The sequence below is a fragment of the Flavobacterium sp. LC2016-23 genome, assembly GCF_009674775.1.
Taxonomy (GTDB): domain Bacteria; phylum Bacteroidota; class Bacteroidia; order Flavobacteriales; family Flavobacteriaceae; genus Flavobacterium.
This window is the reverse complement of sequence record NZ_WKKE01000020.1, coordinates 1-24,240: the sequence shown is the minus strand read 5'-3', so window position 1 is coordinate 24,240 and position 24,240 is coordinate 1. Positions and strand designations below refer to the sequence as shown.

The 24,240-nt window shown below is 34.7% G+C and carries 12 protein-coding genes; 4 read left to right on the top strand and 8 right to left on the bottom strand.

The annotated features are described in order from the left end of the window. Positions 1–147: 147 nt before the first annotated feature. The 8 genes from GJU43_RS16985 to GJU43_RS16950 form a co-directional block, all read right to left on the bottom strand. Positions 148–2,322 carry an alpha-N-acetylglucosaminidase gene (locus tag GJU43_RS16985; RefSeq protein ID WP_154342185.1) on the bottom strand — a complete coding sequence of 725 codons (2,175 nt, stop codon included), beginning with the start codon at positions 2,320–2,322 and terminating at the stop codon, positions 148–150. A gap of 732 nt (positions 2,323–3,054) precedes the next feature. After that, entirely contained in the window at positions 3,055–5,871 is a 2,817-nt protein-coding gene (locus tag GJU43_RS16980; protein WP_154342183.1) for a pitrilysin family protein, read from the bottom strand. Positions 5,872–6,022: 151 nt separating this feature from the next. Beyond that, positions 6,023–8,617 (bottom strand): S9 family peptidase, encoded by a 2,595-nt coding sequence (locus GJU43_RS16975; protein ID WP_154342181.1) that lies wholly within the window; start codon positions 8,615–8,617, stop codon positions 6,023–6,025. 23 nt (positions 8,618–8,640) lie between these two features. Continuing rightward, entirely contained in the window at positions 8,641–10,620 is a 1,980-nt protein-coding gene (locus tag GJU43_RS16970; RefSeq protein ID WP_154342179.1) for a TlpA disulfide reductase family protein, read from the bottom strand. Positions 10,621–10,631: 11 nt separating this feature from the next. After that, positions 10,632–11,987 (bottom strand): RagB/SusD family nutrient uptake outer membrane protein, encoded by a 1,356-nt coding sequence (locus GJU43_RS16965; RefSeq protein ID WP_154342177.1) that lies wholly within the window; start codon positions 11,985–11,987, stop codon positions 10,632–10,634. Between the two features lie 18 nt (positions 11,988–12,005). Continuing rightward, on the bottom strand, positions 12,006–15,566 hold the full coding sequence (locus GJU43_RS16960) for a SusC/RagA family TonB-linked outer membrane protein (RefSeq protein ID WP_154342175.1): 3,561 nt from the start codon (positions 15,564–15,566) through the stop codon (positions 12,006–12,008). A gap of 161 nt (positions 15,567–15,727) precedes the next feature. Continuing rightward, a complete protein-coding gene (locus tag GJU43_RS16955; protein ID WP_154342173.1) occupies positions 15,728–16,786 on the bottom strand; it encodes a FecR family protein in 1,059 nt (352 codons plus the stop codon). Between the two features lie 87 nt (positions 16,787–16,873). Then, positions 16,874–17,431 carry a sigma-70 family RNA polymerase sigma factor gene (locus GJU43_RS16950; RefSeq protein WP_154342171.1) on the bottom strand — a complete coding sequence of 186 codons (558 nt, stop codon included), beginning with the start codon at positions 17,429–17,431 and terminating at the stop codon, positions 16,874–16,876. 528 nt (positions 17,432–17,959) lie between these two features. Here GJU43_RS16950 and mprF point away from each other — a divergent pair. The 4 genes from mprF (at position 17,960) to GJU43_RS16930 (ending at position 24,054) form a co-directional block, all read left to right on the top strand. Then, the gene (mprF, locus tag GJU43_RS16945) at positions 17,960–20,587 is read left to right on the top strand and encodes a bifunctional lysylphosphatidylglycerol flippase/synthetase MprF (RefSeq protein ID WP_154342169.1); all 2,628 of its coding nucleotides are present in this window, start codon (positions 17,960–17,962) and stop codon (positions 20,585–20,587) included. A gap of 17 nt (positions 20,588–20,604) precedes the next feature. Continuing rightward, on the top strand, positions 20,605–21,252 hold the full coding sequence (locus tag GJU43_RS16940; protein WP_195760058.1) for a DUF998 domain-containing protein: 648 nt from the start codon (positions 20,605–20,607) through the stop codon (positions 21,250–21,252). A gap of 33 nt (positions 21,253–21,285) precedes the next feature. Then, positions 21,286–22,758, top strand: coding sequence for an AcvB/VirJ family lysyl-phosphatidylglycerol hydrolase (locus GJU43_RS16935; RefSeq protein WP_154342165.1), 1,473 nt, complete (start codon positions 21,286–21,288; stop codon positions 22,756–22,758). Between the two features lie 276 nt (positions 22,759–23,034). Continuing rightward, positions 23,035–24,054 (top strand): proline-specific peptidase family protein, encoded by a 1,020-nt coding sequence (locus GJU43_RS16930; RefSeq protein WP_154342163.1) that lies wholly within the window; start codon positions 23,035–23,037, stop codon positions 24,052–24,054. Positions 24,055–24,240: the final 186 nt, after the last annotated feature.

Genomic DNA, 24,240 nt, shown 5'->3' with positions numbered 1-24,240 from the left:
CTTTTTAAAAATCTATAGTCAAAAACTTATTAATTAATCGATTTCGTAAAAATTTCATTTCATACATTTCGGATCGCTTATGATAATAGTATAAAGATTCCGTAAAGTTTTGTTTAAATAACTATTAATCAAAGCCTGAGTATTTTTTTATTTGCTTTTTGACCACTTAGTTTCCCAATCTTTGATTGATTCTCTTTCTTTAGTCTCATCAAATGGAGTATTACTAACTGCTGCTTTTTTTAATGCCTCTAAAAACATTTTCCATCTTGGCCAGTAAAATCCTTTATACATTCCGTGCCAGGATCTGGAAGCATAATCATTCAAATGGCCTTCTCCTCCCCAAAGTGTTATCAGTGTTTTTGCATTTTTTACGTACAAATTAGATACTTCAGGTGAACTTCCATAGTCAGAAGCAGATTTTACCCAATAATCCAGACTGTTTAAAGGCTGCTTAGCGATCATAGTATCTACATCTAACGCTTGTTTCTCTATTTTTTTGAATAGCTGATCTCCTTTTGCTATATCTTTTTGCTGGTATGCTTTTACACATTCAATTAAATCTTCATCAATACAAAGTGAATAGTAATGTCTTGAAGCATCGATTAAATCGTAATTAATAAGATTCTTTTTATTGTATTTTTTCGCTTCTTTGACTAAGATATCTAAAGCTTCTTTTAGTTTTTTCTTATCTCCGGGATGCCCTTTAAATTCTGTAACTGTCGCCGTCGGACGTTTAAACAGCAAATACGCTCCAGCCCTATCATTCCACCAACGCGGTTCCCAGTATTTAGTACTGTAAACGGATTCCAGCAACAATTCCCAAGCCTTGAAAACAGTTGCAGAAGTTTTTTGTCCGTATCTGGCATTTAAATATTTGGTTAGCCATTCCTTTACAGGTTCATTTCCCTGGTTCCAGGGAAGATCATAAATATATTCATAAACAATTGAATTCGTATTTAAACCTTCCGGCATTGCCCCGTAACCAACCACATTACCCCTATTTGGATTTTTCAATAAACCCGTCAATTCATTTTTGTAAAAATTTAAATCTCCATAAACAGGATTCGATCCGCCATAATTGTGCACATAACCGTACGTCCATTGTTTTCCATAAAAGGCTTCCTGATTTTCCCATACTTTATATCTGTCATTTGCGTAATCCTGTATCATCAATCGATCATTTGGCACTTTACTTAAAAATGCCCTGGTAGCTTCTTTTGTCCAGAATTCTTTGTTATCTCCAAACAGCCATCCCTGCATCACCCAGACTGCGCCCGGGGCTGCTTCATTAATAGTTTCATAAATTCCGCTTCCGTAATTTGAAAGTTCTTCATATTTAGTATTCTCAGAAACCGGTGGTGTAATTTCATTAAAAGAATCTGCTAAATAAAAATTAGATTTCCCGTACATTTTGGTGTAAATTTCAATAAAACGTTTTCCTATTTTTTTAAATAACGGATCTTTGGAATCCAGAAGAAAAGTACTTTCAAACCCACCTCCGGACCATGATTTTAGTTCGCTTATTTTGGCTTCCGGGTATTTTTCGGCAAAAGCTTTCGGTACATAACCACTAAAAGCAGGCACAACAGGATGCATGTCTAATGCTCTCATTCTATCTAAGATTTTCTTTTGAAGCTCTTCCTTTTTACTGAACCATTCCTGCGGAAGCGGCCCTTCAAGACTGTTAATATTTCCCATACGCTGCCATGGTAAAAAGGCAGGTCCTGCAAAATGGGCTTCTAATTGCGTCTCGGTCAATCCGTATTCTTTCCATAATTCCTGCCAAACGGCTTCCTGACCTTCCATTGCTGTAGGCAGATTAATACCGTGAAGAGCCATCCAGTCAATTTCTTGTTCCCAACGTTTCCAATCCCACCATGGTGTGGTATAACCAAATGTACAGGCATTTAAATACTCCCTGTATTGAAATGGTGTGGTTACTTTTTTTGAATATTCAGGCCAGACTTTAGGAAGATTAATTCTGTTTCCTTCCCAACTTACTAAAACAGACCCAATATCTCTAAGAAAGGTATAAGCCCCATAACAAATTGACGCATTAGATGTTCCTTTAATTTTAATTCTATTTCCTGTTGTTTCCACCTCAAACAAGTCTGAACCAATTTGATCATTACTTGTAATAATATATAAATCGAAATCTTTCGCACGATCACCAATCAGTCTTTCTAACACGGCTATGGAACTTTTTGTGTTCTCTTCATTTTGACAATACCCTTTGGCTACTATTAAAAATAACAGCACAAAAAAAAGGGCTACTGTTTTTGAGGGGTTCCCTTTTTTAATTTTCAAATTCTCTCTTTCCATATCGTTGCACATTTATTTAATTATCATACTTTTTTAGTCTAAAGAAAAAACAAGGGAGATTAATTTTTTTATTAATCTCCCTACAAACAAAAACAAATAAGAAATCTGCTACTTATAACTAACTATTTTATTCATTGAAGTTCAAGCTGCTTTAAAAGGACTATTGAATTGAAAATAAAATTATAGATAATGTATCATTTTAAGATGGACTTATTAATCAAATTCATAGACATATTTTACAGTTTCTTTTGACAGATAGTGCAGAAATCGCCGTAAAAAATGAAATGTACCCTTTTTGCATTATCAGCTTTTTATCATAAAAACACAAACATGTTCCTCTTTCAACGGAAAAAAATTAATAGACAGGAGAACGAGTCTGCAAATCTATTATCATCGTTTAAGTGGTCGGCCGGCAAAAGAGAGTATTAAAATTCATCCATGATAAAGGCAACTAAATATTTTTTGTATTAGTAACCGCTTTAATTTTTGGCCCCATTACATCTAAATTATCTGGAATGCAGTATGGGTTCTAACCTTTAGAAATGGATCTAATAAAAAAGCAAAAGAACTGTCCGGCAAGACAGCTCTTTTCAGTCTACAAATTTAATACTAATTCAAATTCAAAAGAAACATAAGTCTTTCTTTTAGAGACTATTAAAATTAAAACAGAAGAATTGCCGTTCTTATTTTGCGAGAAACACTATCGATAGTCTGACATTTAGTGATCGAATATTACTTAGACGCACTACGATCTCCGTCAGGCTGCATTATAACTTCCACTTTATCCGCTTTCAGTAGTACTTCACCAGCATATTTTTTAATATCTGCTGCTGAAATACTTTTGATAAGCTTCTCATAATTGGTAGTGCTTACGAATTTATCTCCGGTTTTTAACTGATCAACAATGCTATTCATCCAATACGAATTTGACTTACTATTCTGCTGATTGCTTTTTATTAAATCTTCTTTTATATCTGACAAATCTTTTTCGGGTACATCCTTTTTTACAATAATATCAAGCTGTTCATAAACGATCGCAAGCAGTTTGTCCGCTTTTTCAGGATTGCAGTCAAAACTTACGCGCAGAGAAAAAACAGGTGACGGATTTTTAGACAAAGTACTTTCTGTCTGAACACCATAACTTCCCCCTTCATCTTCTCTGATTTTTTCGAGATAGTTTTTGTTTAATAGTTGAGACAGCATGTAGGCCATTACTTGTTTTTTCTCAGAAAAATTCACTTTATTATTTTGCAGATGTACATAAATGCTGGTTTTCGGAACGCTCATTTCGCGGATCACTTTCTCTTTAGAAGTTCCTTTTGCAGGGCGGGTTTTATGATCGCTATAGTGTTCCTGAGTATGGTTTCCGGCTATATTACCTAAATACTTATTAATTAATTCAAGGTCGTTTTCCCCTGTACTTCCAACAAAAACAAATGTAAAATCCGATGCGTTTGAAATTCTTTCCTTGAAAATCTGAGAAGCAGTATCAAATTTTAACTCCCCCAGATTTTCTTTATTCAGGAGAAATGTACGTTTACTGTGATTGCTTTCGAGTAAAGCAATTGTATCTCCAAATATCTTATTATTATTTTCATTTACGTTATCGAGTGCATTATTGTAATAATCGATTATTCTTTTGTAAGCCTGATTTTCAAATCTCGGATGTTTAAAATATAAATACGTTAGCTGCAGTAATGTTTCTAAATCTTTCCTCACCGTAGTTCCGTTAAATCCTTCGTACAGTTCTGACAGGTACGGACTAACTTTTAATGTTTTACCAGCCAGCTGTTTTTGCAGATCTGTTACTTTAAAATCTCCAACTCCTGAATTTTTAGCCAGAACTGTCGCTATCTGAGCCGAAGGTAAATCCTGCTCCGGTATTAAAGAGGTTCCGCCTGCACTAAATGCGGAGAAAAGAATCTGATCTTTTGCCAAAGAGGTGGGGTAAATAACTACTTTGGCTCCATTTTCCAAAACATATCCTCTTGCTTCTTTTATTCCTTTTATTTCAAATTTCTTCACAATTGGCTTTAGCGTAAGTTTATCATTAACAAGTTCTACATTGTTGATGGTTTCTTTATACGGTTCTAACTTTTCCTGATTTACATTTTTAATAATCGTTGTATAATCAGATTCGGAAGGATATTTTGTATTTTCTTTTTCGGGCCCCGAAACGGTCAAAATTTGGTTTTTCTCTGTCGGCAGTGCACGAAATACTTTATTGACCTGTATAACATCAAGTTCAGCTAAAACTGTTTTCACACGCTCGTATTCGTCTTCTGAACTCATTACCGGGGAAGCTTCTAAAAAATAATTCTGCAGTTGCGAAGCCCAATTTTCATTACTGATTTTGTCTTTGTTTTTTAACTGATTTTCATAACCTGAACGCATATTTTCTTTTACACGATCCAGCTCTTCTTTTGTAAATCCGTTTTGAATTGCGCGTTCATATTCTGTATAGGCCTGCTGAAATGCTTCTGATAATTTCCCGTTTTTAGGATTTACGGTCAAAGTAAAAAGAGAAGTCAATCGGGTTAAACCGGAATAACTAATACCTGCAGATAATAAAGCCGTTTCGTTATTTATAGTGTATTCTCTAAAACGATTGTTCATCATTTGAAGTGCCAGTTGTTCTGCAATAGTAGTATCAAACTGTTCAAAATCCTGAACAGCAGGCTTATTCTTTTTAAAATTAAGAGCTATAGATGTTTTCTGCGCTTCTTTATCAACTGCCAGTTTGTATACTAAATAATCATTATCCGGAATACTTTCGTATACCCGCTCTGCAGGATTTAGCGGTTTTGGTATTGCACCCATTATCGTTTTAACCTGCTGTTCCATTTTTACGGGATCAATATCACCTACTATAATTACCGCCTGATGATTTGGCAGGTACCATTTTTTATAATAGTCTCTTAACTGCTTGTACTTAAAATTGTCTATAATATTCATATCGCCCAGAACATCTCTTTTGGCGTATTTCGAATTATTGTAAAGCACAGGCTCAAGCTGGGATCCGATTCTGAGATCGGCATTCCGTCTTGTACGCCATTCTTCGTGTATAACTCCTCTTTCAGCATCTATTTCGGCATCTTTTAAAGATAGAAATCCCGACCAGTCGTGTAAAACATACAAACATGAATCCAGTAAGACCGGATTTTTTACGGGTACATTGCTTAAATTATAAACGGTTTCATCATGTGCCGTGTAGGCATTAATGTCCCGGCCAAAAGTTACACCGTGTTTGGCCAGCATATTAATAATTCCTTTCCCTTTAAAATTCTCGGTTCCGTTAAAAGCCATATGTTCCAGAAAATGCGCTAACCCGTTTTGATTATCATCTTCTAAAATTGCTCCTACGTTCTGAACAAAATAAAAATCGGCTCTCTCTTTAGGCCATTCATTATGCAGAATAAAATACTGCATGCCATTGTTTAAAGTACCATGAATCACCTCTTTCCGAAGCGGAATTGTGGTCTTAAATTGTGCTGATGCCTGAGTCAGACCCAAGATCATAAAATATGTTAAAAATAGATTTATTTTCATTCCGTTGCCCGTTACGTTTTTTTGATTGCTTTTGCTTTGCTTTTTTTACTAAATTTTTGAAAATGAAACATACCGCTGCTACTGTCGATTTGAAGGTCTCATAAGAAACCTTCAAAAAACAGTATGGGGTGTATAAATTTACTGACTCGTATTACATCCAGTCAGGGCGTTCTGCACCTTTTAAGTAATAATCAAAATACTGCTGCATTTTGTTTGTCCAGTCTTTCTTATTTATGGTGTCATCTAAAGTATGGCCTTCTTTTTTATAATTTACCAGCCAGCCGGGTTTTCCTAAACGTCGAAGGGCAAAAAATAGAGACTGCCCTTCCTGATAAGGTACCGCACGATCATTATCATTGTGGAAAATAAGTACCGGCGTTTTAATATTCTTCGCTGAGAACAGTGGTGAATTTTTAATGTAGCCATCGATATTATCATACAAAGAACTTCCCATACGATACTGGTCTGCTTCATATTTAAACATGGTCGACAAACCGTTTGATCTCATTACAGGATAATTAGACGTAAAATTACTTACTCCGGAACCTACAATCGCACAAGTGAAAATAGCTGTTTTTGTGATCAGAAATGAAGTTTCGTACCCTCCAAAACTATGTCCCTGAATCCCGATTTTCCCTTTTTCAGTAATACCGTTAGCAATTAAATATTCAACGCCACTTATCACATCATTGTAAACGCTGTTTCCCGGAGCACCGTATTTGTAATGTACATCCGGCTGGAACACGATATAACCTCTGCTCACATAACTCGGAATATTGATGTTTGCAGTACTCAATTCCGGTAATTGGCAGACGTTAAGTTCTTCAGTATGCTTTTCATAAAAATGCACAATTACCGGATATGTTTTTTTAGGGTCATAATTGTCGGGAAGATAGAGATTGCCTTGATTTTCTTTTCCTTCAAAGTTCGTCCATGTCACCAATTTTGATGTTCCCCATGCATATTCTTTTTGCTGTGGATTGATATCCGTAATTTTTTGCTGTGCTCCAAAACTTGCTGTTCCCCACCATAAATCCGGAAAAACAGTATAGCTTTCTTTAGAAAATAATACACTTGAATTATCTCCGGAAACGGCTTCAATACTCACATTGTATTCAGGATTTGCAAATACTTTTGTAATCGTATTATTGGCAAATTTGTACACTCCTTTAGATTTATGTGTGGTATCAAATCCTATTAAATAGATTGATTTTTTCTGGTCTAAATCGCCTATAAAACCACTTTCGCTATAACGCAGCTCCACTTTGTTTTTTCTTCCGTAGCCCTGAGTGATGCAATAAGGTGCTTTTTGCTGCAAAAGATCTATGGCCCACATATCAAACTGATCGTATACTACCAACGTATTTCCTTTGTTTAGCCAGCCCGCAATTCCGTAAGCAGTATTAGCAGACTGCATATCTACATTATCATCAGAAACGGGAAATGGAATTTGTGAACTACTATTTTTAAACTGTAGCGCAGCAGGGTCAAAAACGGTCCATGCCTTTTGTGCAGTATCATACAGAACCGCAAAAGTTCCCTGCGGATTCCAGGATGGTGCTCCCGTAATTCCAGACAATACTTTAGTTGATTTACCAGTTGCAGCGTCAATCCAAAACAGATCATTACGTTCATTGAATGTCCAGTCTACTTCAACCGCATAAGGTTTTTTGTCGATAGCAAAAATCCCGTTAAAATTGCCCGACTCCGGTATCAGCAACTGATCAAATTCACCTGTTGATGCTACTTTGATACATTTTTTATTTTGAATATCATACAGGTATTTCTGCTCGCTTGGCAGTATTTTTGAATTACGCAGCAGCTCTTGTCGGCGCTCCATTGTGCCTTGGGCAGATTTCCAGATTTCAATGCCGGATTTTGAGATCTGTGTGTTTTCAGTACGCTTATCTGAATTAACCTGCAACAGAATAAAATTGCTTTTTTCATTTAATCCGTATGCCGTTTTTGAAATAGAAAATCCGGGATCGTTTAAGATAATATCATCGTAATTGAATAACTCTTTCACAGAATTGGTCTTCAGATTAAAATAAAAAACCTTATTATAATCGTTGCTGTTAGTGCCTTTCAATGAAAAAGTACCGCCGTCTTCGTTAGCATTTAATTGAAAATCGCCAAAATCAGAAGCTTTTCCGCTGTAAACCGTTTCTTGTTTTCCGCCTGGAATTCCATGTTTTAAAAATATTTTGTCTTTTTCTATCTGAACATATACAATCGATTTATTTTTTAAAAAGCGGTACGTCTTCATATTATTTAGAGATAAACTGTCGTTACTCTCTAAGTTGTAATAAACTAAACGCTGCAGAAAAGAGTCTCCCTTTACTGCTTCAGGCCGCGTAAAGTATAAAATATCTGTTCCTTCAAGAGCATTTGTATAGTGTTTGCTCTTCCACAGTTTCTTTACACCTGATTTTAGGTTTTGTAAAAACGTACTATCGTTTGCATGGTACTGAATCCAGTCTTTTGTCCCGATAAATTTTAAATCGCTTACATTATTCAATACCAAATGTTTTCCTTTTGGAGTTTCCTGAATAATAATTTGTTTTGGGCTTTCCTTTTGTTCATCCTGAAAAGCAGTGCTGTACGACATCCATTTGCCATTATAGGATAAAGATTTACTGTCAATTCTTTTCCATTGGTCGTATGCCGACTGGTCAACCGTTTTTTTCTGTGCAGATAAACTATGTACACTCAGCGCGAGTGTAAACAGTGCAACTATTTTTTTCATATTGTTGGATTTTCAAAGGAAATTTATTCTTTCTTCAAAAGGTTAATGACATCCGTAAGTTCGTCTGTAAGCTGCCCCGGATTTCCGGAATATCCTTCAGATGTAAATCGAATCTGGCCGTTTTTGATTACCACTTTTCTCGGAATTCCGCTTGATTTAAAAATGGCTGCATATTTAGAAAACGATTCATTGTTCGTTCCGCCGCTTTTTTTAACTAAGTCAAAATAAGTATCAAGCTTTAATCCTTTTCCTTTTAAATAAGCCAAAGCGTCTTTTTTGTAGGTTTCCCTTGTTTCCTGTGTACTTATAAAACAAAACTCAACCTGCTTGTCTTCCTTAAAGTTGTTAACCAATTGCTGCATGGCAGGAAATGCCTGTTTACAAGGCCCGCACCAGGTGGCCCAAAAGTCAATTACGATAATTTTCCCACTATCTAACAGCAGTTGCTTAGCCTTTCCGTCTGCTGTCTGTACTTTAATCGCAGGAGCAGAAACCGGATCCATCAAAGCAATTTTGCCTTCGGGATTGTTTTGCTTTTTCAACTCTTCCAGATAAGCCGGAAAATCACTTTCTTTTTTTCCTTCTTTTAAGTAAGCTTCTTTTATTTTACCAGTTAATCCTTCAGATAATGTATTAGTTCTTGCTGCATTTTTTAATACTTCAATAACGGGCTTGTTTAAAGCTTCAAGTGCTCTTACGTGAATATCATTCACACTTGCTTTTTCATAACATTTTTGAAAAGGCAGTAATTCAAAAGTCTCTAAAACTTCTTTGTACTTTTTCAACATATCGTACATGCGAATCTGAATCACTAATTGATCGTTAAGCCTGTCCTTAGCATTTTCATTTGCCTGATTTGATGACCAGTAAATCCCTTGCATGTATGACAAGTCGTTTACTTTTTGCTGCATCTGTTTAATCATTGGCACCGCCATGGTTTCTATTGTTGCCGGATCAACTGCCTTTAAATACAAAGCTTTTGAAATATTCTGATGGTACGCATCATTCAGGTTAGCAAAATTCATGGTTGGAATTAAAGCTAAAACACTGTTATAATCTTTGGTCTCAAAATAATATCCAAATTGCGTTTTTACAAGGTTATCATAGAAATACTTTTGCGAATCCGGTACATCGGAAGTGTATGGAAAATCAGCTAAAAACTGAGTTATAACTTTGTTTTTCTCCGGAGCATCTGCAATTGGCATAATTTTCTGAAACGCTTTAAAACGCATTAAAGCTCCTTTTGGAAATTGTTTTTGAATTACCGTTTCAAGAGAATCTGCTTTTGGTTTATCTTTAAGATCGAATAAATATAAATTGTAAACTTTTAGAAAAACCTCTTCAGGCTGACCGTTTATTTTCTTTGTAAAATCTCCCAAAAAGCGGTGTGCTAATTCATCAAATTTTTCAGGTTTCTGAACTTTTAAAATCTTGATATAAGTATCAATAAATTTCGGAAAATTTTCACCATGATCTGCAACTTCTTTTTTTAACCAATATTCTGAAGCGTCTCCGTTTATTGTAAAATCTTTAAAATAACCGTTAAACTGACTGTTGAAATCTTTGTTTCTAAAAGTTGCCCAGGCCAAATCTGCTCCCGGCATTTTTACTTTTGGCTCTTTAAAAACAACCAGAAGATAGCCGGTGTCCTGTCCGGAATCTGTAACTAAACCATTATCTGTATTTCCATAAAATCTGAAAGCCATAAAACCGCAATTTTTAGGAACAGTGTATTCTACATTCCATACAGCACCGTTTTTCTTCATTTTAAGATCTTCGATTTCCCATCTGTAATCGTTAAAAACATAGGCATAACCGTTGATTTCTCTGATGCTTTCCAGCGGTCCGCCTTTTGCATCATAGCTCATACTTAAAGTTGATCCTGCAAGAGGAACGTCTACCATACCGCTTAATCTTGACTTTGACTGCTGCGCTTTAACTTGTAATATACTGACGCACAGAACCAATACCAATAATTTGATATTTACTATTTTCTTTAACATTGTAGTTTTTTTTATTTACCCAGTTCCGGGCTTAAATCGATATAATTTTGATTGATTGGGAATACATATCCGGCACCGTCAGGCTCTAGCGTATAGGTATTTTGTTTAAAAACTCTGGTGTATGTCTTTCTAAAAGCAGGATCCAGATTTAATCTTCGCTGATCGAACCAACGGAATCCTCTTCCTATTAGTTCTTTTTGCCTTTCTGTCAATGCCAGATTCAACGCTTCTAAATTTGTAGTGGCCGCTACCTGGTACGTGGTAGCTGTTTTATAACGTTTTGCTCTTAAAATATTCAGGTTATCTACTGCTTTTTGCGGCTGTCCTAATCTGGCGTAACACTCTGCAGAGATTAAATACATTTCAGGAACCGAAACTCCAATATTGATTCCGGTAGTCGGACTATAATTTGCAATACCAAAACCTCTGCCTGTGTAGCTTGGAAAAAAATTTGTTCCTGCTATGGTGTAATAATTGTAACGCAGATCATTGCTTTCAAAACTATTTAATAAATCATTTGATAGCGGAGCGCCTCTGTACGCAAGCAATGCTGTTTTAGAAAATATAATCTCAGGATTTTGGATTAAAACCGGGTAGCTAAATCCGGAAGCAAATGTATTTAAATTGATTAAACCGCTTTGCATTTCAAGTGCTTTTTGAGCATTATCCAGACTTAACTGATACGATCCCATATAAAGATACGTTCGGGCAAATAATGCATAAACCGCTCTTTTTGAAGGTAAAACATTAAATTGAGGCGTATCCTGAATATCATTGGCTAAGGCACTTTGCAAATCAGAAATAATCTGATCGTAAACTTGTCCCACTGTACTTCTTTCTAAAGAAGAAAATAAATCCGGTTTTAATAATAACGGAACTGCTTTTTCTGAATTGGCAGAAGCCGGATTAAATTGCGGACCGTAAACATTTACCAATTGTAAATATGCAAACGCTCTGTGTACAAAAGCTTCGGCATAAATTTCTTTTTTTTCGGCATCTGTTCCACCTTGGCTGCTCATTACACCATCGATGATAACGTTGCTGTAATAAATGGCTTTGTACAGACCGATCCAATCTGAATCTCCCTGAGAAGGATCGTATATTTTTTCCTGCCAGGTATAACTGTTACTCCAAATGGTCGAAACACCTGTTTGATAGGTTGTCGGAAATTCTACATCTGCACTGGCTAACAGGTGAATACCTCCAGAAGATGTCATTTCGGTATAATTATTAGCCAAACCTCTGTAATCTGAGGTGTATTTTAAAACTCTGTTGTTTCCAACCTGCTCTACTTCAACATAATCTCTGCAAGAGTTTAATAAAAGTATTGGAAGGAATATATATAAGGTGAATTTTAGTAATTTCATAAAGTCTGTTTTTTAAAATTAAAAACTGCAATTAAATTGTAAAGTATAATTACGTTGAGGGGCAAGTGTATTGTAGTTATTGGTTGACAAATACTGAGGATCAATCCCCAAGTCATTCTTAACCCACAATAACCCTAAATTTCTTGCTGCAAAATTGAAACTTAATGACTTTATAAAAGTCTTTGCCAACCATTCTGACGGAACATTATATCCCAACGAAATTTGCTGCAAACGAATATTATCTGCTGGTAAAATATTGATGTCTGCCATTTGATAACGATTTAAACTATTATAACTAATATTGGCTAAGCCGGGAACATTAGTAAATGCTTCATCTCCGGCTTTTCTCCAGCGATCAGCAACCAATTCGTCTTTCGCTACTGCACCATACTGTACTCCAGAATAGGATGGATAATTTTGTAATACAGTATTTCTAAATACGTGGCCTGCATAATAAGTCATCTGAACACCAACCATGAAATTCTTATACGAGAAATTATTCATAAATCCGCCAAAATAAGGTGCAACCGTGGTTCCCATATATTTTAGATCGTCTTTATCAATCGTCGAAATACCCTGAGATGCATTTACAACCGTACCATCTTTTTTATAAATCGTCGATTGGCCATTAGCATCTAAACCTGCCCAATTGTACGCATACATATATCCTATTGGTTTGCCCTCAACTGTTACTCCTGATAAGTATTGATTTGTTGTTGTAGCTTTAAATCGGGAATCTGTGACTTCATTTGTATTGTATGCAAAAGTTACACTACTGTTCCATTTGAAGCCTGCGTTTACAATAAGTCCTGAAATATTTAAATCAACCCCGTGACCTTTTAGTGTGCCTGTGTTATAGGTTAAATACGACCAGCCATATGTTGGGTTATAAGGCAGATTTGTCAGGATATCGTAAGATTTTTTATAATACAAATCAGCACTTCCGCGAAGGCGATTATTAAAAACGGCATAATCCAAACCAAAATTAAGTGTCTTTGTTGTTTCCCATTTAATCTGAGGATTTTCCGGTAATGTTATAGAAGCTGTTGGTAATTGTGTATTAAAATCAACAGAACCTACAGAAATTAAAGCACTTTGGCTTCCAAAACCACCAGGTGGAGTACTTCCTCCTGCACCATAAGTAACTCTTGCAGATAAATTGCTTAACCAGCTTACTTCTTTTAAGAAAAACTCTTTATTAATATCCCACTTACCGCCTAAAGACCATAATGGTAATACTCTGTCTCTTCTGGAAGCTCCAAGAATATTAGCATCATCAAAACGAACACTTCCTGACACATGATATCTGTTCCTAAAATCATAAGAACCTAATCCATAATAGGATAAGTAACGATCTCTATATTTACTAATCCCGTTATCAGAAGTTCCGATAATATTCTGCCAGCCGTAAATAGTTGTATAATAAACTGTTGGATTTATAGATTGCCCTGAATTTGTATCTATGTTATAACCGTAATATCTTTGGCTTGATCCTTCTCTGCGTTCCTCTCTGATTTCTGAACCTGCTAAAAAGTGTAAGGCATTATCCTCATTAAAATTCTTATTAATATTCATCTGAAAACGCATGCTTTGCGATTCATTCGAAGCATTTGTATTGTACAAATAAGATCCTACAGGTACACCGTAAACTAATTTACCGGCAGTATTTACAGAAGTTGCTTCATTGATCATATTTCTTGCAAAATAGCTGTCTAATTCACTCAAAGATTTGGTTTTGTTCCCAATAGAAGTATACATTCCTGAAGCTTCAAAATTTAGCCAGCTATTTACTGTCGCTGTTAAACTGGCATTCAATCGTATGTTGGCTCCTTTGGTTATCACATTCGAATAATTCAGCTCATCAAGATAATTATAAGTCCACGGTAAATATCCTTTGGCTTCAAATCCTTTGGCAACTTCCGGTCTGAAAATGATATAACGATCAATTCCGTTTCCGTTTTCATCGGCAATCATATCATATGGACGCAGTGCAAAATTTGATACGTTTGATAACGCTTCGTTTACAGTCGTATTGACCTGGTAAGTTGAAGAAACGTAATTTATTCCTGTATTTAATTTTAAAAAACTTTTAAGCTGAAACGAATTATTTAAAGTCACATTGTACGATTGAGATTCGTTACCTCTCATCGCTGCCTCATCTTTATTGTATCCTAAAGACAAATAATAGGTACTTTTATCACTTCCGCCACTAACAGATAAATCATATTGTCTTGTTGCTGAATTTCTTAATAAGTATCTGCTAATTTGATTCAGGTTGTCATTTTGTGCAAGTTTATCTAACAACTGATCTCTTTCTGCCATAGAAATTGTTCCTCTTTTTTGCTGAAACATGATTTCCTGAGCAGTACTAGGATTTTTTGCCTGCCAGTTACCAATATCATCTGCTACAAAGCCACCATTAACAAGATCCTTTTCGTAATCAATATATTGAGCTGTATTCATGACACGCAATTTCCCTAAATCCATTTTATCCCCTATTGTAGTTGTGGTGCTAAAATTAATGGTTGGTTCTCCTTTTTTACCTTTTTTAGTCGTTACCACAATTACTCCATCGGCAGCACGGGATCCCCAGATAGAAGATGCAGCAGCATCTTTTAAAACTGTAATACTCTCTATATCATCTACATTAACATAACTTAAAATTGATGCACCCGAAACCCCCATTTTGGTAAACCCAAAATCGCTTACAGGCTGCGGAAAACCGTCAATAACTATTAATGGTCTGCCAGTACCACTATAATTATTTGTTCCTCTAACTGAAATACTACCCGTTCTCTGATCGACTTTTACTCCAGCCATTTTTCCTTCAATTCTTGAAGCAATATCTACGGTAGGAACCTCTGCAAGTTCTTTGGCTCCCATAACTTCAAAAGACCCGGTTACTCTTTCTTTAGGAATATCAGTATAGCCGTTGGAAGCCACTACGGCTACTCCTGTCAACTCCATTACATCCTGAGTTAAGATAACTTTGATGAATTTTTGGTTATTTACCCCAACAATTTTCGATTTATAACCTAAATAGTCAAAACGAATAGAATCATTGGCCGCAACTCTTATCCTGTAATCTCCTTTGTCGCGTGTAATATCCCAGTTGCTTTGATTGCTTAACAAAACAACATTTACTCCAATTAACGGATTTCCGTTTTTATCGGTAACAACTCCGGTCAAATCATATTGCTCTTGCTGTACTTTTTTAGTTTTCCTTATAACAACCTGTTTATCTATAATACTGTAGGTTAATCCAGTATTAGCCAAAGCTATCTTAAGTATTTGCTCGACTGTTCCATATTGATTTACATTTATTCTTTTAGTGGATGTTATCAAATCATCATTATAAAAAAATACGTAATCACTTTTTTGCTGAATCGTAGAAAAAAGTGACTGCAGTGAAGCATCCTGTACTTTCACAGAGATTTCATTTTGCGCTTTCGCAACATTGGCGTAGATACTGGTTAATCCTAAGTACAGAACTAAAATGAATACTCTCATAAATAAAATAAAAGTAAGGTTGATGATTTTTTTAGGCAATAGAAAGCCTATATCATGATATTTATTCATAATTTTGTTTTAGTTTTTTCAATAATTGCATTAGCAATTAAAAATTTTACATAAGCCAAGAGATGTTAGCGCATCTTTTGGTTTTTTTTTGGTTGGTTTTTCTAGTATTTTTCTTTTGCTTTATCTTATCATAGGCAATAATTTACAGGTCATTCAATAATTTATCTAATCGTTATATTTCTGGTTTCAGGGTCATAAACGAATTCAAAACCTGTTGTTGCTTCTAATGTTTCAACAACTTTATCTAAATCATCATTAAGTTTAAAAGCTCCTGAATACGTTTCCTGCTGACTGATGTCTTTATTCATCACAAAACCAACATTGTAATAGCGTTTTAATTTATCCAGCACCAAAGGCAGTTTTTCTTTCGAGAATTCATAATACCCTTTTCGCCATGAAAACAGGGGTTCAACGTCCTGAACAGTCGTTTTTAGGGTCTGTTGCTTTTTATCTAAGGCTGCAATCATACCTGGTGAAAGAACGCTTTGCAGGGTATCGCTGCTAAAAAATCCTTTTTTAGCATAGGCTACTTTCACTTTTCCACGCAGTAAGGCTGTCGAAATTTTAGCATCACCTGAATAACAGCTTACACTAAATAATGTTCCTAGTACGCGAACGTTGTAATTGTTGGCAGCCCTTACAAAAAAAGGTTTTTCTTTATTGTGTGCTACATCAAAGATTCCTTCGCCTTCTAAATATACCTCTCTGCTTTCCCCGTTAAAGGAAGTGGGATAGATTAACTTTGTTCCCGAATTCAGCCATACTAAAGTTCCGTCTGCTAAACTAAGATGTGCTCTCTTTCCATAAGGAACTAAAATCGTATTATACTGATTGCCAAGAGATGTTTTTTGGTTAATCTGCTTATTATTAACGTTAATTTTATTTCCGGATGCATCATAGGCAATAGTTGCACTGTCGCCTACCATAACAGATTCTTGATTTGATAATATCAATTTAACCTGATTGCTTTTTTCGAAAGAAGCGTCTGTTTTAGAACTATTTGCAAATTGCTCAATAGCACTTGCTTTTACAGAATCTGGTTCTTTTTTAAAGGTAATCGTAAGTCCTAAGAAAATACAGATCACTGCAGCTGTACTCAAAGAAAGTATGCGAAGCTTTTTCCTTCTTCCTCGTTGTTTTTCCAGTGCAATGCTGTTTGAAATTCTCGCTTTTAAGTCAGCTTTGCTTTGTTTAGGTAAAAATTTGAAATTTGGGTACAAAATATTTTTCTTTTAGATTCTATATTAGCTAGGAGAATCAAAAGGCAAAAACATAGACAAAAAAAATAATGTTTTTTTAAAGTTTTTTTAAAGTTTAGATCGAAGTTCTTTTAAAGACCTGTAAATCAATGTTCTGGAAGATTCCAGACTAATTTCTAAAGTAGAAGAAATTTCCTCATAAGACAAATCTTCGCTAAACCTAAGATGTAGTGCGTAACGCTGTTTTTTGGTTAGAGATGCCAAGGCTATAGCTAAGCCAGCACTTTTATTTAAGGTAGTTTCATTGAGAATAAGATCATCTTCTGCAGAATCGGACTTATAAGTACCTTCTGCCAATTTATCCAGGCGAACAATTTTTGTCTGTGATTTTAGTTTTTTGAAAATGTCATTTTGAAGAGATTTAAACAGATAAGATTTAACAACAACATCTGAAGCAACAGTGGTACGGTAACGGTGAAGATCAACAAAAATATCATGTATGGCATCCTGCACCAAAGCTTCATCATTAGTGTACTGCATTCCAAACGTAAAAAGAACATTTATATAGCGATCATATAATTTATGATAAGCCTGAACATCTCCTTTTTTAATTTGATTCCACAGATCAATATCTCTCTTTTCATTCTTCATTGAAGATTTTCTCACTTTAAGAGTTGTTTTATGTACAAAACTAAAGAATTTCAAAAATTATCAATTAATTTTTGAAAAATATTTTAAAAAATATAAAAATTTATTAAAATCGAAAAAACAGTTATTATTTTATTTTTTTAATAAATATAAGCCTCCATATTTATTTTTTATTTAATTCCATAACTACAAAACTTACAAAAAATTTCATTGCTATTTAGGGGAATATTTAGGGTATAATCTGTGAAATCATTTTTTTTCAAACAACAACGTCACATTTGTTCTGATCTTCCCTTCTTTCTTTTTCTGTTTTGTGCCGTAAACGGCTGGATTTAGATCCTTACTAATAGCTAAATGGCAAACCTAAAACCTCCATTTATTTAATGCCACAAAACATGTGTTTTAAATATAAAAAATCTTATTTATATCGATCTGCGTAACATAAAAATATGGAGACAAAACTTTACACAATAGATAATTATTGTACATTTATGGGTATCTTAATTCGATTTTTTTTTATAGATTAATTATTCTTAACTATAAAGTATGAAAGCACTAAACGTCTCTAATAAGTTTTTTGTTTTTTTTAAAGAAAGAAAAGGAATTTCTTTTTTACGTGAAAATGATAAACTTGTCAGGCAGTTTATACTCACTGTTTTTTTTATTGGAATCGGAATCTGGTTTATCAAACATGAAAACTCAGAATTAAAAGAAGTAAAAAGTGTAATTACGGATGCCAGTGCTTTTTGGGTCGTATGCGGCATTGTTCTGGCTGCTGTTTATATAGTACTTCAGGCATTAATGTATTTTGCTTCTTTTAAGGCAATACAAGCCGAAATTTCATTTAAACAGGCTGTTATTTTGTTTCTTAAGCGAAATTTTGTGAGTGTATTTTTGCCTGCAGGAGGAATTTCTTCTTTAGCATTTTTTACCAGGCCTATTGAGAAGAAAGGCGTAAAACCCACTCAAATTCATTTTGCTTCTATTTTATATGGCTTTGTAGGTATTCTTTCCGTAATCATTGTTGCCATACCCGCTTTGATTTATTCTCTGTTTCAGGGAAAAGCCGGATCTGGAGAATGGTATACTATTGGAGCTATAGTGGGCTTAAGTTTTCTTATTTTCGTTCTTTACAGATCGATTTTAAAGAAAGCATATATATACCGTCTCATCATTTCGTTTTTTCCCTCTGTAGAAATATTTTCAGAAGATTTTAGAAACAACAGAATCGTCAAAGAAAAGTTTCTGCAAGTTGTACTTTATTCTATACTTATTGAATTTATTGGAATTGGCCATTTATATATCGCCATGATTGCTTTAGGTTTTACACCATCGCTGTCTGCTGCGGTAATGGGATATATCATTTCGGTTATTTTCTTAATCGTATCTCCTTTTCTTCGTGGGCTTGGAGCGATCGAAATTTCAATGAGTTTTATATTGATACAATTTGGTTTCGAAAATGTAAATGCGATAGCCATTACTTTTTTATATCGTTTTTTTGAATTTTGGATTCCGTTACTGGTCGGGGCATCACTTTTTTTATTCAATGCGAATAAATTACTGATGCGTATTGTGCCTTCTTTTCTGCTTTTTGTTTTAGGATTAATAAATATAATATCCGTTTTAACACCGGCTATTTCAGAACGTTTACATATTTTAGAAAATATTATTCCCGTTTCGGCTATAAAAGCCTCCAATTATTTTGTCATAACCGCTGGTTTATTCATGCTCGTTAATGCAGCATTTATGCTAAAGGGATTACGGACTGCATGGTGGTTTGCGATTCTCTTAACCGGTATTTCTGTCATAGGGCATCTTACAAAAGCTATTGATTATGAAGAGGCAGTAATTGCATTGATTGTTTTAATCAGTTTAATTGTTACGAGAAAAGAATATTATATAAAGAGCAATTCAAAATTGCAAAGTATTGGTTTAAAAACAGTTTTAATAAGTATTGCCGCGGTTTTAGTATATGCCGTTTTAGGCTTTTATTTCCTGGATAAAAAGCATTTTAATATTGAATTTAACTGGCTTGAATCTATAAAATACGCACTGCAGAATTACTTTTTAGTCGGCAGTTCAGACCTGGTACCTTTGGATCATTTTGCCAGACGTTTTTTACTTTCTATAAATATATGCGGTTTTTTATCGTTAGGTTTTTTAGTATTTGCCTTAATTCGCCCGTACACACTAAAAAAAGAAGCAGTCGAGGATGATTTTGCAACTGCTAATGCTATTCTAAATGAGTATGGAACTTCTTCTTTAGATTATTTTAAAACTTATGGGGATAAAATTATTTTTACAGCAAATGGTAAAAAAGCTTTTTTAGCCTATCGCGTAGCTGATAATTTTGCTGTAGTGCTCGAAAATCCCGTTGCAGCATCAGCGGTTGAAATGAAACAATGTATACTGGAATTTGACGCCTATTGCTATAACAATGGATTACGAAGCATTTATTATCGAGTACCTGAAGAAAATTTAGATCTGTTTTCTTCACTACAGAAAAAGAGTTTATTTATTGGTCAGGAAGGAGTTGTAGATTTATCAGCATTTTCTTTGGAAGGCAGTTCTAAAAAATCACTCCGCAATGCCGTAAGCAAAGTAAAAGAGAAAGGTTTTACATCTAAAATTCATACTGCACCTTTAAAAGACGGATTGCTGCAAAAAATAAAAGCAGTAAGTGATGAGTGGCTGATTAGTACCGGAAGAAGTGAAATCGTTTTTTCGCAAGGCCTGTTCGACTGGGAAGAACTCAGGCATCAAACCATTATTACAGTCGAAAACCCTGAAGAAAAAATAGTAGCATTTCTAAATGTTATTCCTGATTATGCCAAAGGTGAAGGTACGTATGATTTAATTCGTAAAACCAATGATGCTCCAAACGGCATTATAGATTTTATTCTTTTAGAACTTTTTTCATATCTCAAATCCCAAAACTGTACCTCTGTAAATTTAGGATTAGCGGCAATGAGCGGGATTGAAGAGGCCAATACGTTTCCTGAAAAATCTATGAAATTTGCCTACGAACGAATCAAATACTTTTCGCATTATAAAGGATTACGTGATTTTAAGGAAAAATTCTCTCCGGTATGGTACAATAAATATTTAGTTTACTCTCATGATTATGATTTGCTGCAAGCTCCGATAGTTTTAAATAAAGTAGTAAAACCATAATCTATAACATGAATATTATGAGAGCAGTACAATTAAACTTGATTCAGATCACAGCTCTAATTTGCATTATTGCCTGCATCGCTGATGTTATTGTACTGTTTTTAGCAGGCAGTTACTATCCCGGATACAGTCAGCTAAAAAACACGATGAGTTCTTTAGGTGAGACCATAAGCCCGGTATCAGAACTCATTTCGATATGGTGGATATGCATTGGAATTATATTTATTTTTTTCGGAATTATTTTTAGAAAAGCGTTTGGCAGTCATCTTAACTCTGTAAAAACTGCTTCGTTCTTAATTCTATTTTACGGATTAGGTGAAGGTATTGGCTCCGGTTTATTTAAAGCCGACAGAATAGGAGGAAAAATGCCCCATTCATTCGTTATACATGATATTGCAGGAGGCATTGGAAGTATCGCTGCCTTACTCCTTCCTTTAGTCATGCTTAGAGTGATTCCAAAAATAAGCAATCCTCATTTTTATTTATTTTCATGGATCGTTTTTGCTTTTGGATTTAGTACAATGCTGTTATTTACGATTCGTTTTTCTCATGACCAAGATAATTTAATTGCCCTTTACAAAGGATTCTGGCAAAGACTTTTTATGCTGAATCTCTATGTTTATTTTATCACAATTTCAATTATAATGTACTGTAAAAAAGTATAGTTTATTATTTCATAATGCTAAAAAATGATCCAGATGAATAAAATTGTAACACTCATTCTATTGATTTTTGTATTTAGTATTAATCTCTTTGCTTCAGAGGTCGATACCATAAAGATTGGGGCATTTGGAAAAGTCACAATATATAAACCTAAAACAAAACCTATTGCAGTTGTTTTGTTTGTGTCAGGAGATGGAGGATGGAACAGCGGCGTTGTACATATGGCCGAAAACATTGCCGATCAGGGTGCTTTGGTTGCAGGCATTGATATCCGGCACTATTTTAAGGAAATAAAAAAATTAAAATCAAAATGCTATTATCCTGCCGGAGATTTTGAAGAACTCAGTATGATCCTGCAAAAAAAGACAAAGATGGATCAGTATTTAAAACCAATACTGACCGGATATTCTTCCGGAGCAACTTTAGTTTACGGCATGCTGGCTCAGGCTCCGGCAAATACTTTTAGTGGTGCGATCGCTTTAGGATTTTGTCCCGATATAGAAACAGACAGAACCTTATGCGACGGATCCGGATTGACTACTCACGTTTTAAAAGAAGGAAAAGCGTATTATCTTGAGAAAACGGAAAAATTAACGGCTCCTTTTATTGTACTGCAGGGTACCACTGATCAGGTTTGTAATTATTCCGATACAAAAAAATATATGGAAGGTATGGCGCAGGCAAAATTAATTACACTGGCCAAAGTTGGTCATGGATTTTCTGTTACTAAAAACTGGCTCCCGGAATTTATTGCTGCGTATAAGGAAATTCTGAATACAGCCAATTATGCAAAACAAAAATCTGAACAAAATCTGTTACTTAAACAGCAACATCTTACGCCATTACCTTTTGAAATACCATTGACTTTAATTCCCGCCAAAATTAAAGATGAAGCTTTACCGATTGCCTTTTTAATTTCAGGTGATGGAGGATGGACAAGTTTTGACCAATCCGTTAGTGATGTCCTTGCCGAGAAAGGAATTGCTGTAGTTGGATTAGATGCCCAAAAATATTTTTGGAATGCAAAAACTCCTCTCGAAACTTCAAATGTCGTATCTAAGGCTGTTGAACATTATTTACAACAATGGGATAAAAAGAACTTCGTACTTGTAGGCTACTCATTTGGTGCTTCTGTAATTCCATTTGTAGCCGGCAATTTATCCGAACCATTAAAAGAGAAGTTAAAAGGAGTTTACGCTTTATCACCAGATATAAAGGCAGATTTTGAAATTCATATTGCAGATATGCTTAGTCTCGAAAGTTCGAGTGATAATTATAATGTGATCTCTGAAATAAAAAAAATTAAAACATGTAATCCAGTTTGTTTTTTTGGTAATGAAGAAGATGCCATAACTCGAAATCATTTTTCAGAATCAGGTATCAAAACCATAGAATTACCCGGCTCGCATCATTATAACAATGATTATAATAAAATAGCAGAAAGTATCTTAAAGGAGATTAAAATAGCCTCGGCAGCGAATTCAGAAAACTTTAAAAAAAAATTTTAAAACTAAGCCGGCGGCTAACCGAAATACAACAGCCTGAAAATAATGTAAAGTTTAGTATCGGTATACCTTTGATAGGAAATAGAACATAAAAGCCAAATAATTGATATTGGGCTCTTATGTTTTTGATAATATACAAATAGAGACGTTAAACATTTCTATCGAAGCAAAAACACAAAGAAGTAATGATTTTCTTTGCAATCCCTAATCCAATTTTAATTTGTATTTTAGTTTCAAAGAAAGTTCAAAAATCTTAAATAATCTTTTAATTTTAAAAATATGCGTTCAATCCTCATCCTAACATTCTCTTTGCTCTTGTTCTCTTGTAAAAATGAAACAAAAACGGAAACTCTTTCAAACTATTTTACATACAAAGAAAACAACCCGGTAGAGTCAGCCGGAGTAAAAATGATCCCAATTAAAACTCCTGTCGGAGAATTCAAAGTCTGGACAAAACGTTTTGGGAGCAATCCAAAAATAAAAGTATTGCTTTTACATGGAGGCCCGGCGATGACACATGAGTACATGGAATGTTTTGAAACCTTTTTTCAGCGTGAAGGATTTGAATTTTACGAATACGATCAACTGGGATCCTATTACAGCGATCAGCCAAAAGACAGCAGTTTATGGACGACAGGAAGATTTGTGGAAGAAGTAGAACAAGTCCGAAAAGCTATCGGAGCTGACAAAAATAATTTTTATGTATTAGGAAATTCATGGGGAGGAATTCTGGCGATGGAATATGCATTAAAATATCAAAATAATCTTAAAGGACTCTTAGTTGCTAATATGGTAGCGAGTGCCCCTGAATATGGTAAATACGCCGACGAAGTTTTGGCCAAACAAATGAAACCAGAGATACTGGCAGAAATCAGAGCTTTGGAAGCTAAAAAAGACTTCAACAATCCACGCTATATGGAACTTTTAATTCCTAATTTCTATAAAGAACATCTGTGCAGATTAAAAGAATGGCCTGATGGATTAAACCGCGCCAGTAAACATGTTAATGGAGAAGTCTATACATTAATGCAGGGCCCAAGTGAATTTGGCATAAGCGGTCGTTTAGCCAAATGGGACATTAAAAATCGCCTGCATGAAATTACAATTCCAACTCTAATGATTGGGGCTAAATATGACACTATGGACCCCAAAGCAATGGAAGAACAAAGTAAATTAGTCCAGAATGGACGGTACTTATACTGTCCAAACGGAAGTCACCTGGCGATGTGGGACGATCAAAAAGTTTTCATGAGCGGTGTTATACAGTTCATAAATGATGTCAACGATAATAAGCTATAAAATCTGAGTAATAAACATAATTAAACAGTTACAAAACTTTTTGTAGCTGTTTTTTTTTGTTACCCACTTACGTTTGAATTTTATTTTGAGAATGCTATTAATTTACTTTGGATCAAAGCATATTGTTGTGGGGAAATATTAAAATCTAGATATTTGTATTTCCAAATTATACCCCAGTGCAAGATT